Consider the following 13,304-nt stretch of genomic DNA (forward strand, 5'->3'; position numbering starts at 1 on the left):
TCGGCTCGCAGGAGAGGATGTCAAGCTCGTCACGGTGGACCGTCGCGAGGTCGATCTCTGCAACCAGGCCGCCGTGTTCGACTGGTTCGCAAGGGTGCGGCCGCAGGTCGTGTTCCTCGCCGCGGCCAAGGTCGGCGGCATCGTTGCCAACGACACGCTGCGCGCCGAGTTCATCTACGACAACATCGCGATCGCGGCCAACGTGATCCACGCCGCGCATCAGAACGGCGCCGAGAAGCTGATGTTCCTCGGCTCCTCCTGCATCTATTCCAAACTGGCGCCGCAGCCCCTGCGCGAGGACTCGGTGCTATCAGGCCCGCTGGAGCCGACCAACGAGCCCTATGCGATCGCCAAGATCGCCGGCATCAAGATAGCGGAGGCCTATCGCAGCCAATATGGATGCGACTTCATCAACGTGATGCCGACCAATCTCTACGGCCCCGGCGACAATTATCATCCCGAAATGAGCCACGTCGTCGCCGCGCTGATCCGCCGCTTCCACGAGGCCAAGGTTGCGGGCGCCGGAAGCGTCGTCGTGTGGGGCACCGGCACGCCGCGGCGCGAGTTCCTCTATGTCGACGACATGGCGGATGCCTGCGTGCACCTGATGAAGACCTATTCGGCTGCCGAGCTGATCAACATCGGCACCGGCGAGGACATCACCATCGCCGAATTCGCGCGCGTCGTCGCCGAGGTCGTTGGCTACCGCGGCGAGATCAGTTTCGACACCTCGCGGCCCGACGGCACGCCGCGCAAGCTGCTCGATGTCCGCCGCCTCACGAAACTCGGCTGGCGCGCGACGACCTCGCTTCACGATGGCTTGAAGAGTGCTTACGGACATCTCTCTCTCGAGTAAAATACAGCGATTGCGCGTCACCAGTTTTGGAAAGATTCCTGCGACGTCGGTTGGGCCTGTTCCTTCGGTTTCGCTATGAAAGAACATCCGACGTAGATGCATCGATAGTCGGATAACCTCTCCGGCACTTCTGGCGTCCGCGCAAGCATGGGCAGCTTCAGCCGTCTGCATCGCTTCCTTCAGGCTGTGTGGAGCTCGGCGGGCAGTGGGTTAATAGTTGGCATTGCAGCTTCGACGTCCATTTGTAGCCTCATGTGTAGGGCTCTTGTGACAGCCCGACCCTCTTTGCGGAGCTCTCCCTGTCAATCGGACTGTGGTTAAGGCGCATCTTGCTCTAGCGCCGGAGATTGTTGATCTCCTCAGCAGCAGCAGACGCCGAAGCTGCGCTCCGTTCAGGACCGCTTTAAATGGACGGAGGACTTCTCTGGCCCGGACGTAGACCTCCATGTTGAGGGCGTGCTGATCGAAACTGTAGGAGCGGAGGCTGGCTTCGATGTCGATCGCGGCAGATGGGTCGAGCTGCCGGTTAACTGCGTTCTTAATCGTGTAGATTTCGGCAACATCTTGGAAATCGGGAGGCCCCGCCCGCGACATCCATGCACCGGAGAGCCATCTCGACCGCCTTTCCTTCCGCCAGATGGACGGGACTCGCATCCCAAAGCTATTTGGCGATCTGTAGCGGAGCAATCTGCAAGTTTGTCCACCAGGCTCGCTCGTTGCCATGCCGATGAAGAGATTGGTGATGCGATCGGCAAGTGGCGCGGTGAACTCGTCGCTGACTTTTCTCGGTCGGGAGAACGTCAGGTGATGCGCGTCCGCAGAGGTCTTTTGGCGGCCTGGCAAGCCGCGGGCGAAGGCGAGGTGTTCCTTGCTTCGCCTGCGCGCTCCTTTCGGGAAGGCACGGCCAACGTGCTCTTGGAGAGGCGGATTGGCAGTAGCATGAAGCTGGCTGGGCGCCGCCCTGGAACCTCTGTCGACTAGAGATTGATCGGCTGCGAACGCGGGCGGCTCGTCTGCTACATTTAGTCCAGAGGCTCCCAGGCGACTTCGAGAACGCGGACGTCCGGCTCCAGGAGGCTGTTCCCAGGCCAGTCTTGGCCTAGGCAAGAAGACCTTCGCGGTCCTCTTGGCCGGCCAGTTCGCCCAGGAGCCGGTCCAGGACCTCGGCGGAGCATTCGGGCGGCACGCGGAGGGCTGGTTCAGGACGTCCTAGGCGGCCTCCCGTCGGCCCCGGCGCGGTTCGATTAGCCTGCAATCCCGAAAGCAAACAGCGCATAGCCAAGAAGGTCAGCGCCGCCCCCATCCGGTGCGGCGCCTCAATGTTTCGAGGCGCCGCACCGGCAGATCCGAGGAGATCCATTCTCCCGAAGCGTGGGCGAGCACGATGGCGAGAGGGATCTGTCCCGTGCCCTGCTCAATGGGCCCGTTAGCGACTTGCGTGGACATTTCGGTAGGCGATCTACTGTGGTTTGGTTCCCCGGCCGACCGGCCAAATCGAAAACCCGAAATGGAACTTGCGCCGTCGGGCAAAATAGTGGTTCATAGGGTGCTGGTCCCACTCGTGAAACGACGAACCAGCCATGACCCACGAATTCAAAGCTTTATCCGATTTGCCCGCACTCGCTAGGCGCGTTGCTTTCGACCGCTTTGCTGCGCTGGCGTGGCTCGGCAAGCGGGGTGGCTGGCGGTTATAGCTTGATGAGGCGATTAGCCGTTTTGAACCACACAATTTCTGGCGTTCTTGCTGCTCATGATCTCGCGAAAGGGGCGGCGCAACTTACGATCAGGCGAGCGGCCTTCTCGCTACGCTCTTGCGAGATCTGGGCGCAAATTGCGGCGACATAAGCTCTCCACAAACCGGCTAAAACACACCACCGAAGTCGATGCCTTCCTTGGCGAGCCCCTCGGCTTCCTCGGCGGAGCCGGCGGGCCTGGTATCAAGGTAGGGACGCTCAGAAGCCGGCAGGATGGTGCGGATGTTCTGGCCATCCGCCCGGGTGATGCGGGCAACCCAGCGCCTATGGCCCTGCTCAAATCGCTGGATATGGTACTGCTTGTACGTAATCATGACTCTTGAACGCAACCGACGCTGGAGCAGGCCTGCTTTTAGCTAAAGTGAGGCCGCCGAACAACGGGTCTTAAGCCAAAGTTAAGATCCCAGTGGAACCGGCGTGTCCCGTCGGACACAAGGGTTAAAAGAAAACCCGCCGACCTAGGGCCGTCAGGAGCTAACTGAAATTGCAACCGAGTTAGTGGTCGCCCGCGGAGCCTAGTACAGCCCGCGCGCCGCAGGGCTTGTCGCCGAGCCGCACAAACCAACATGCCGAAAGCTCGGCTGTACTTGGCCGCGATCACTCACCAGATGTTCTCGACGATGCTCGCGAGCATGCTCCCATTGTTTTCGAACTGCTCCGCGCAATAAGCAACGTTGGTGCCAGCACGTCAGCAACGAACTTATGTTGCGCGCTTTCGTCAAGATCCTGGGAGCGCCCTCCATTGGCTGACGTCGTAACTAGGAGTTGGCAAGTCGGTCAGTTCTTCTCGATATCCTCAAGCAGTTGAGGGAGCCCAACCCTTGTTGGTAAACAACCCGCTCTCGCCTTCGTCGTTGTTGATTGTGAGACCTTTGGGCCCTCTCGACCACAGGAAAAGCCGATCCTTCCCAGACTCGCGGTCCTTCTCCCAATTGGCCGGAAAAACAAAACAGGAGACTCGAACCCGATGGTGAAGGAACCCTACCGCTCGTCCGCGATCACCTTGCCGTCGTTCGGCAGCGCGCCGGGGCTGACCAACTCGACGTTGCCGCCAAGTTTCGTGACGACGCGCAAGCTGGCCGCCACCTCTTCGCGCAGGGCGTCGTTTGGGGCCGCCGTTTCTACTCTCAGCGTCATCGCGTCGGTCTCGCCCTGGCGAGTCACGACGAGGCGCAGTCTTCCAAGGGCGGAATGCCGCTTGCCGATCTCGGCGACCTGCTCGGGACGGATGAACATGCCCTTGACCTTGGTGGTCTGGTCGGCGCGGCCCATCCAGCCCTTAATGCGCATGTTGGTGCGCCCGCATGGGCTCGTGCCGGGCAAGGCCGCGGTGAGGTCGCCGAGCGCGAGGCGGATCCAGGGATGGTGCGGGTCGAGCGAGGTGACGACGATCTCGCCGACGTCGCCTTCCGCAACGGGATCGCCGGTGCCGGGCTTGACGATCTCCATAATCAGGCCCTCGTTCACGACCATGCCCTCGCGCGCCTCCGTCTCGAAGGCGATGAGACCGAGATCGGCGGTGCCGAAGGCCTGGTAGGCGTCGATGCCGCGCGCCTTGATCTCGGCCTGGAGCGAGGGCGGGAAGGCCGCACCCGAGACCAGCGCACGCTTGATCGAGGAGACGGCGCGGCCCGCGGTCGCCGCTGCATCGAGCAGGATCTTCAGGAAGTCCGGCGTGCCGCTATAGCCGACCGGCCGGTAGGCCTCGATCAGCTCGAATTGTTGCTCGGTATTGCCGGGCCCGGCCGGGATCACTGCACAGCCGAGCGCGCGCGCGGACGAGTCGAAGATGAAGCCGCCGGGGGTGAGGTGGTAGCTGAAGGTGTTGAGCACGATGTCATTGGGCCGGAACCCGGCCGCGAACAGCGCCCGTGCGCCGCGCCAGGGATCGGCCTGCCGGCCCTCCGGCTCGAAGATCGGACCCGGGGAGGTAAAGAGCCGCGCGAACGAGCCTGGTGCCGCCGCCACGAAGCCGCCGAAGGGCGCGGAGGCCTTGTGCAGGGCCGGCAGTTCCGACTTGCGCAGCACCGGCAGGCGCGCCAGCGCCGCGCGCGTGGTCACCGTGGCCGGATCCACACCCTTGAGCCGCTCGGCATAGGCGGGCGCCGTCATCGCGCTGCGCAGCACGCCCGGCAGGCACGAAAACAGCTCGGCCTCGCGCGCGGCTTGCTCGCGCGTCTCGAGGGGGTCGTAATGGGCGGTCATGGCTGATCTTTCCGGGTTGGCATCCGTTGCACGCCGCCGCTGGCATGGGTATCAGACGGCCATTGTCGGGACGTGGAGAGAGCGAGATGGCGGACGAACGGATCATGGTGGCGGAGGAGACGGCCGGCGTTGTCGCGCGCCTGAAACGCCGCATGATCGACGACGCGATGCCGCTGTGGTCGAGCGTCGGCTGGGACCATGCCGCGGGCGGCTTCATCGACCGGCTGCACCGCGACGGCACGGCGGATGCCGCCGCGCCGCGGCGCGTGTTCGTGCAGGCCCGGCAGATCTACTGCTACGCCAAGGCGGCGCAGATGGGCTGGTATCCCGAGGGGCGCGCCATCGCGCTGAAGGGGCTGGAGCACCTGCTGGCACGCGCGAAGGCGCCCGACGGCCGGCCGGGCTATGTGCACCGGCTGACGCCGGAGGGCGCGGTGCTGGACGGCCGCCGCGACGCCTACGACCACGCCTTCATCCTGTTTGCGCTTGCGACCGTCTACGCGCTCGACAAGGACGCGCAGGTTCGCGCCGAGATCGACGCGCTGCTCGCCTTCCTCGACGGCCGTCTGCGCTCGCCGCATGGCGGCGTCCACGAGGGGCTGCCGGTCTCGCTGCCGCGGCGGCAAAACCCGCACATGCACCTGTTCGAGGCGATGATCGCGTGCTTCGACGCGACCCACGATCTGTCGTTCCAGAACCGCGCCGGCGAATTCTTCGCGCTGTTCCTCGCCAATCTCTACGACAAGCAGAAGCACATCCTGACCGAGTATTTCGAGGAGGACTGGTCGAAGATCGAGCCGGTCAGTGTCGAGCCAGGCCATCAGGCGGAGTGGGTCTGGCTGCTGAAGGGATTCGAGCGCATCACGGGCTGCCCGACCGGGCAGCGGCGTGCGGAGTTGCTGGCGAGCGCGCTGCGCTATCGCGACGAGGCGACGGGCTGCCTGAGCGACGAGGGTGATGCCACGGGCAACATCCGCCGCAGCACGCGCCGGCTGTGGCCGCAGACCGAGATCGCGAAGGCGTGGACTGCGCAAGCCGAGTCCGGCGAGGCGGGCGCGGCGGATGAGGCGCGCGCGGCCCTGGTGCGGCTCGAACGGCATTATCTCAGCCATCCCGTGCGGGGCGGCTGGTACGACCAGTTCGATCGCGACGGCAAGTCGCTGGTCGACACCATTCCTGCGTCGTCGTTCTATCATGTTCTCTGCGCAGTCACGGAAGCGGAGCAGGTGCTGGAGTAAGAGTCTCTTGTCTTGACGCGTCTTCTTCACGCGGACCGGTTCCCACTTCGCTTGAAAACGTTATGTCAGAGCCAGCGCTTGCGCCGCTTGAAGCTCTTGAGGTTCTTGAAGCTCTTGCGCTGGTCACCGGCGCCGCCGAGGTAGAATTCCTTGACGTCCTCGTTGTCGCGCAATTCGTCCGCGGTGCCGTCGAGCACGACCTTGCCCTGCTCCATGATGTAGCCGTGGCTCGCCACCGACAGCGCGGCGCGCGCGTTCTGCTCGACCAGCAGGATGGTGACGCCGAGGTCGCGGTTGATCTTCTGGATGATGGAAAACACCTCTTTCACCAGCAGCGGCGACAGGCCCATCGACGGTTCGTCCATCAGGATCATCTTCGGGCGTGCCATCAGCGCGCGGCCGATCGCGAGCATCTGCTGCTCGCCGCCGGAGAGATAACCGGCAAGGCCGGTGCGCTCCTTCAGGCGCGGGAAATAATCGAAGACCATGTCGATGTCGGCATCGACCTCGCGGTCCCTGCGGGTGAAGGCGCCGAGCTTGAGGTTCTCCAGCGACGTCATGTCGGCGACGATGCGGCGGCCCTCCATCACCTGGAAGATGCCGCGGCGGACGATCTTGTCGGGATCGATGCCGTTGATCCGTTCGCCCTCGAACAGGATCTCGCCGCGCGTGACCTCGCCGTCCTCGGTCTTGAGCAGCCCCGAGATCGCCTTCAGCGTCGTCGACTTGCCGGCGCCGTTGGCCCCGAGCAGCGCCACGATCGCGCCCTTGGGCACGTCGAGGCTGAGGCCGCGCAGCACCAGGATGACGTCGTCATAGACGACCTCGATATTGCGCACGCCGAGGAGGGGCGGCGCGGGGACGGTGATAGGCGAGGGACGTGTTGCTTGGGCGGTCTCGGTCATGCTTCATAACTCCGCTGTCGTCGCCCGGCTTGACCGGGCGACCCAGTATTCCAGAGACGCCTGAGATTCACGGAGAAGCCGTGGCGTACTCGATCCCCCGCCTTCGCGGGGGATGACATTTGTGCTTAAGGTGAGTGCCGGGCTCACCACCCCAGCCATTCCGGCTTGCGCGGCAGCTCGACGGTCTTGACCTTTTCGAGCTTGATCGTGCCCTTGGTCATGAGGTCGTTGAGGTCGCCGTCGGTCGCGCCCGAAACCTTGGTGCGATAGAGATCGACCTTGAGCGTGCCGCGATGGTCCTTGTCGGTCCAGGTCGAGGGATTGCAGACGCCCTCCATGCCGGCCGGCACCCAGTCCTTCTTCTGATAGAAGCCCTTGGCGACGTTCTCGCCGGTGGCGCCGCCGTTCTTGACGGCCCAATCGAGCGCTTCCTTCGTGTACAGCGCGCTGCAGACGCCGGCGATATAGTGCACGGGGCGATACGCCTTGCCACCGGCATCAGACATCTTGGAGATTTCCATCACCGTCTTCATGCCCGGCGCGTTACCGCCCCAGGTCACCGCCGTGCGCAACGGGAACACGACACCTTCGGCCGCGTCGGCCGCGGTCTTGGCGGCGTTCTCGTCCATGCCCCAGACGTTGCCGAGGAATTGCACGTCGACACCGGCGGCCTTGCAGGCCTTCAGCACGGAGATGTTGGAGGCTGCCGTGTTGCCGAGATAGGCGTAGTTGGCGCCGGAGCTCTTCAGGCTCAGGCACTGCGCCGAGTAGTCGCCCGGCGTCAGCGCGAACACGATCGGCGGCAGCACTTCGAAGCCGAGCTCGTTGGCGATCGCCTCGCCGGCCGCCTTCGGTGCGTTCGGGTAGGGATGATTGCCGCCCATGTGGACGAATTTGGGCTTGCCCGGCTTGCCCTTGGCCTTCCAGTCTTCGGCGGCCCAGGTCACGAGTGCCCGCATCGCGTCCGAGTAGCTCGGGCCATAAAAGAAGTTATACGGTGCCGGCTTGGCCTTTCCGCTGACGCCTTCCGGATCGGTCAACGCCGCCGCATAGGAAGCGGAAACATAGGGGATCTTGTCCTGCGCGACGAAGCCGGTCAGCGCTTCGGTGTCCGCGGTGCCCCAGCCCATGATCGCCGCGACCTTGTCGCCGCCGGACCACTTCTTGTACAGCGCAATTGCGCGCGGCACCTGATAACCGTAGTCGTTGCTGTCGAGATTGACCTGCTTGCCGCCGATGCCGCCGTTCTTGTTGATCCAGGCAAACGTGTCGGCCACGGCCTGGCCATAGGGCGTTCCGACATCCGAGGTCGCGCCGGAATAGTCGGCGAGATGGCCGAGCGCGATCTGCGCCTGCGCGGGCGCCGAGAAGGCCGCGACCGCAAGCGCGAGCGAAGCGGAGCTCAAAAGGGCTTTTGTCTTCATGGGTTGGTTCCTCCTGTTATCGTTAAAGTGAAGTTGCCGCCTTCAATGCGAAAACGGGTAGAGTTTCCAGTAGGCCTTGATCTGTCGCCAACGATGCGCGAGCCCGTCCGGCTCGAACATCAGGAAGGCGATGATGATGAGCCCGATCGCGATCTCGCGCAGGAAGGTGATGTTGGTGTTGAGCGACAGCGCGTGATCGATCGCGCCGCCCTTCAGGCGCAGGCTGATCCATTCCATCGATTCCGGCAGCAGGACCACGAAGGCGGTGCCCATCAGCGTGCCCATGATCGAGCCGGTGCCGCCGATGATGATCATGGCGAGGAACAGGATCGAGCGTTCGATGCCAAAGCCTTCCTGGGAGACCACGAGCTGGTAGTGGGCATAGAGCGCGCCGGCGATGCCGGCGAAGAAGGCGGCAAGGCCGAACGACAGCGTGCGATATTTGGTCAGGTTGATGCCCATGATCTCCGCGGAGAGATAATGGTCGCGGATCGCCACCAGTGCGCGGCCGTCGCGCGTGCGCATCAGATTGGTGACGAGGATATAGCTCGCCAGCACATAGGCCAGCACGACGTAGAAGTACTGCTTGTCGCCGCGCAAGGTGAAGCCGAAGATCGAGAACGGATTGGCGCTGGCCGGCACCGAGCCGCCGGTGAACCATTCGGCGCGGGAGAAGAAGTCGAGCAGGATGTATTGCGCGGCGAGCGTCGCGATGACGAGGTAGAGCCCCTTCAGCCGCGCCGCCGGAATGCCGAAGATCAGCCCGATCAGCGCGGTGACGACGCCCGCGAGCGGGATCGCGAAGAACACCGGGATCGGCGCATTGTTGGAGATGTAGGCCGAGGTGAAGGCGCCGAGCAGGAAGAAGGCAGCGTGGCCGATCGAGATCTGGCCGGTGAAGCCGACCAGGATGTTCAACCCGAGCGCCGCGATCGAGAAGATGCCGATCTGGATCAGGATGCTGAGCCAGTAGCCGCCGAGGAATTGCGGCACGAGGCAGAGCAGCAGCACGCCTACGATCGCAAAGTTGCGGCTGGTCGCCGTCGGGAAGATCGTGGTGTCGGCCGCATAGGAGGTGCGGAAATCACCAGCGGGAATGAGGGCAGGGCCGGCCATGGGTCAGATCCGCTCGATGTCGTGGGTGCCGAACAAGCCGTAGGGCTTGATCATCAGCACGATGATGAGGACGTAGAACGGTGCGATCTCGTAGAGATTGCCCCAATGCAGATACTCGCTGTCGACATATTGCGCGATGTTCTCGAGCAAGCCGATGATGATGCCGCCGAGCACGGCGCCGCCGACGGAATCGAGCCCGCCGAGGATCGCCGCCGGAAACACCTTGATGCCGTAGGCGGCGAGGCCTGACGATACGCCGTTGACGACGGCGACGACGACGCCCGCGACCGCCGAGACGGTGGCCGAGATCGCCCAGGCCATCGCGAAGACGCTTTTGACGGAAATGCCGAGCGACTGCGCGACCTGCTGGTTGAACGCGGTGGCGCGCATCGCAAGGCCGTATTTGGAAGCGCGGAAGAACCAGGCCATGCCGATCATCATGGCGACCGAGACCACCAGGCTCATGACATAGACGGTCTGGATCTGAAGCCCGAACAAGCTGACCGACTGGCTCTCGAACACGCGCGGGAACGGCTGCGGGTTGACGCCGAACATCCATTTCAGCGCGGCCTGGAGCACGGTCGAGAGGCCGATCGTCACCATGATCACCGAAATGATCGGCTCGCCGATCATCGGCCGCAGGATCAGGACCTGGATGGCGATGCCGAACACGAACATGAACACCAGCGTCATCGGCATGCCGATCCAGAACGGCACCTGGTATTTCGCCAGCAACGCCCAGCACACCCAGGCGCCGACCAGCAGCAGCTCGCCTTGCGCGAAGTTGACGACCTGCGTCGCCTTGTAGATCAGCACGAACGACATCGCGACCACGCCATAGAGCGTGCCGACCACGAGGCCGTTGACCAGGAGCTGGATGAGGAAGGCGGTGTTCATGTCGGCTGACCCAACTCGTCATTGCCGGGCTTGATCCAGCAATCCATCAATGTGGACGGAAGCTTGTTCGGAAGAGGATGGATGCGCGGGTCGAACCCGCGCATGACGATCACGTGTGTCACTCCGCAGCCTCCGCCAGATGCCCGGGCCCGCCCAGATCCACCACCCGCAGCGTGGTGCGCACCCTCTGCGTGGTGCCGTCCTGGAAGCGGATCACAGTGTCGACGGGGATATCGGCATCGCCGCGGTAGATCGCGTCGATGATGCCGGCGTATTTCTCGTTGATCACGCTGCGGCGCACCTTTCGCGTGCGGGTTAGCTCGCCGTCGTCGGCGTCGAGCTCCTTGTAGAGCAGCAGGAAGCGCGAGATGCGCTGCGCCGGCGGCAGCGTGGCGTTGACGGTCTCGACCTCCTTCTGGAGCAGCGTGTAGACCTCGGGCCGCGAGGCGAGGTCGCTGTAGGTCGTGAAGGAGAGGCGGTTCTTTTCCGCCCATTTCGAGATGATGGAGTAGCGGATGCAGATCATCGCCGCGAGTGCGTCGCGCCCCGAGCCGAGCACCACGGCTTCGGCGATATAGGGCGAGAATTTCAGCTTGTTCTCGATGAACTGCGGCGAGAAGCGCTCGCCGCGCGAGGTCTCGGCGAGATCCTTGATGCGGTCGATGACGACGAGCTGCCGGTTGGCGTTGAAATAGCCGGCATCCCCCGACAGCATCCAGCCATCCTTGATGTCGGCAACGCTCGCCTCCGGGTTCTTGTAATAGCCGAGGAACATGTTGGGATGCCGTACCACGATCTCGCCGACGCCGTGGACGTCGGCATTGTCGATGCGGATCTCGATGCTGTCGGCCATCGGCACGCCCGTGGTGTCGGGATCGACCTTGCCCTCGGGATGCAGCGTGTAGGCGCCCAAAAGCTCGGTCTGGCCGTAGAGCGTGCGCAGCGGCACGCCCATCGCCTGGAAAAACTTGAAGGTATCAGGGCCGAGCGCCGCGCCGCCGGTTGCGGCCGAGCGCAGGCGGGTGAAGCCGAGCCGGTCGCGCAGCGCGCGGAACAGGATGGCGTCGGCAAAGCCGGAGCGCTGGCCCTGTTCGAGCGCGGCAAGACCGCTTTTCATCCCGATATCGAACAGGCGCTGCTTGAAGGGCGTGGCGTCCATCACCCTGGCGCGCACGTCGGCGGCGATCGATTCCCAGACGCGCGGCGCAAACAACACGAACGTCGGCGCGATCTCGCGCAGATCGTTCATCATCGTATCGGGCTCTTCGACGAAGTTGATCTTCATCCGGCACAGGAGGCCTTTGCCGAGCACATAGACCTGCTCCATGATCCACGGCAGCGGCAGCACCGAGACGTATTCGTCGTCGGGGCCCTTGGGGTCGAAGGCGAGATAGGTCGCGCAATGGCCGAGCACGCGGCCGGCGGCGAGCATTGCGAGTTTTGGATGCGAGGTGGTGCCCGACGTGGTGCAGAGGATTGCGACGTCCTCGCCCTTGGTCGCATCGACGAGCTTGTCGTAAAGCCCCGGTTCGCGCGCAGCGCGGGCGCGGCCGAGCTCGGCGAATTTCTCCGCCGACAGCAGCCTGGGATCGTCGTATTTCCGCATCCCGCGCGGGTCGGAATAGATGATGTGCTTCAGATCAGGCACGCGGTCGGCGAGGGTGAGCAGCTTGTCGACCTGCTCCTCATCCTCGGCGAAGACGAGCTGCGCCTCGCCATGATTGAGGAGATAGGAGGCTTCTTCGTCCAGCACGTCGCGGTAGAGCCCGAGGCTGAGGCCGCCGATTGCGTGGGTGGCGATTTCGGCGGCGACCCAGTCCGGCCGGTTGTCGCCGATGATGCCGACGACGTCGTTGCGCCCAAGGCCGAGCTCGACGAGGCCGAGCGCGAAATCGCGCACGCGCGTCTGGTAATCGTTCCAGGTGAAGACACGCCACAGCCCGAGATCCTTTTCGCGCAACGCGATTTCGTTGCCATGCTCCCTGGCGTTGAGCCGGAGCATTTTGGGATAGGTATCGGCCTGCGCGACGCGGCCTGCATAATCCATCATGCCGCGCTCTCCTGCGCCGGCGGCGCATCGTCGGGATCGACCAGCACCTCGTCCTCCTCGCCGAGATAGGCGCGCCTGACGTGGGGATCGGCGAGCACCGCACCCGGATCGCCCTCGGCGATCTTGCGGCCGAAATCCAGCACCATGACGCGATGAGAGATGTCCATCACCACGCCCATGTCGTGCTCGATCATCACCACCGTCATCCCGAACTCCTCGTTGAGATCGACGATGTAGCGGGCCATGTCCTCCTTCTCCTCGAAGTTCATGCCGGCCATCGGCTCGTCGAGGAGGATGAGGCGCGGCTCCAGCGCCATGGCGCGGGCAAGCTCGACGCGCTTGCGCAGGCCATAGGAGAGCGTGCCGGCTTGCGCTTTTCGCACCGACTGGAGGTCGAGGAAGTCGATGATCTCCTCGACCTTGCGGCGATGCGCGAGCTCTTCCTTGCGCGCGCCGGTGAGCCAGTAGAGCGAGCCTGTGAGGAAATTGTTCTTCAACAGGTGGTGGCGGCCGACCATGATGTTGTCGAGCACGCTCATGTGGTGGAACAGGGCGAGGTTCTGGAAGGTGCGGCCGATGCCGAGCGAGGCGCGGGCGTTCGGCGTCAGGCCGGTGATGTCGCGGCCCTGATAGAACAGCTGGCCCTCGGTCGGCTTGTAGCGGCCGGAAATACAGTTCACGATCGAGGTCTTGCCGGCCCCGTTGGGGCCGATGATCGAGAACAGCTCGCCATCCCTGATGGCGAAGCCGACATCGGTCAGCGCACGGACGCCGCCGAATCGCAAGGACACGCCGCGCACTTCAAGACTGGTAGCCACCAAACAAATCCCTCCCGGTGATGGCGCTTGATTGGCGCTCT

The 13,304-nt window shown here is 64.0% G+C and carries 11 protein-coding genes; 2 read left to right on the forward strand and 9 right to left on the reverse strand.

Going from position 1 to position 13,304, the window contains the following annotated elements:
• Nucleotides 1-856 (forward strand): GDP-L-fucose synthase family protein (locus tag XI09_RS01465; protein ID WP_271565369.1); only part of this gene is annotated, 856 nt, incomplete at its 5' end.
• A gap of 1,861 nt (nt 857-2,717) precedes the next feature.
• Here XI09_RS01465 and XI09_RS01470 read toward each other — a convergent pair.
• Both XI09_RS01470 and XI09_RS01475 read right to left on the reverse strand, forming a co-directional pair.
• Entirely contained in the window at nt 2,718-2,924 is a 207-nt protein-coding gene (locus XI09_RS01470) for a hypothetical protein (protein WP_271565370.1), read from the reverse strand.
• A gap of 667 nt (nt 2,925-3,591) precedes the next feature.
• A complete protein-coding gene (locus tag XI09_RS01475) occupies nt 3,592-4,815 on the reverse strand; it encodes a phenylacetate--CoA ligase family protein (RefSeq protein WP_271565371.1) in 1,224 nt (407 codons plus the stop codon).
• A gap of 86 nt (nt 4,816-4,901) precedes the next feature.
• Between XI09_RS01475 and XI09_RS01480 the strand changes: the two genes are divergently transcribed.
• Nucleotides 4,902-6,053, forward strand: coding sequence for an AGE family epimerase/isomerase (locus tag XI09_RS01480; protein ID WP_271565372.1), 1,152 nt, complete (start codon nt 4,902-4,904; stop codon nt 6,051-6,053).
• Nucleotides 6,054-6,118: 65 nt separating this feature from the next.
• On the opposite strand, the gene XI09_RS01485 is transcribed toward XI09_RS01480, so the two are convergent.
• From XI09_RS01485 to XI09_RS01515, 7 genes are all read right to left on the reverse strand, one after another.
• Nucleotides 6,119-6,958 carry an ABC transporter ATP-binding protein gene (locus tag XI09_RS01485; RefSeq protein ID WP_271565373.1) on the reverse strand — a complete coding sequence of 280 codons (840 nt, stop codon included), beginning with the start codon at nt 6,956-6,958 and terminating at the stop codon, nt 6,119-6,121.
• Nucleotides 6,959-7,101: 143 nt separating this feature from the next.
• Entirely contained in the window at nt 7,102-8,382 is a 1,281-nt protein-coding gene (locus XI09_RS01490; RefSeq protein ID WP_271565374.1) for an ABC transporter substrate-binding protein, read from the reverse strand.
• 42 nt (nt 8,383-8,424) lie between these two features.
• A complete protein-coding gene (locus tag XI09_RS01495) occupies nt 8,425-9,498 on the reverse strand; it encodes a branched-chain amino acid ABC transporter permease (protein WP_271565375.1) in 1,074 nt (357 codons plus the stop codon).
• 3 nt (nt 9,499-9,501) lie between these two features.
• A complete protein-coding gene (locus XI09_RS01500; protein WP_271565376.1) occupies nt 9,502-10,395 on the reverse strand; it encodes a branched-chain amino acid ABC transporter permease in 894 nt (297 codons plus the stop codon).
• The gene (locus tag XI09_RS01505) at nt 10,392-10,517 is read right to left on the reverse strand and encodes an ABC transporter (RefSeq protein ID WP_271565377.1); all 126 of its coding nucleotides are present in this window, start codon (nt 10,515-10,517) and stop codon (nt 10,392-10,394) included. The genes XI09_RS01500 and XI09_RS01505 overlap by 4 nt, the downstream gene beginning before the upstream one ends.
• Entirely contained in the window at nt 10,514-12,445 is a 1,932-nt protein-coding gene (locus XI09_RS01510; RefSeq protein ID WP_271565378.1) for a long-chain fatty acid--CoA ligase, read from the reverse strand. The genes XI09_RS01505 and XI09_RS01510 overlap by 4 nt, the downstream gene beginning before the upstream one ends.
• Entirely contained in the window at nt 12,442-13,263 is an 822-nt protein-coding gene (locus XI09_RS01515) for an ABC transporter ATP-binding protein (RefSeq protein WP_027545088.1), read from the reverse strand. The genes XI09_RS01510 and XI09_RS01515 overlap by 4 nt, the downstream gene beginning before the upstream one ends.
• Nucleotides 13,264-13,304 lie beyond the last annotated feature (41 nt).

The organism is Bradyrhizobium sp. CCBAU 11386, from assembly GCF_028128955.1.
Classification (GTDB): domain Bacteria; phylum Pseudomonadota; class Alphaproteobacteria; order Rhizobiales; family Xanthobacteraceae; genus Bradyrhizobium.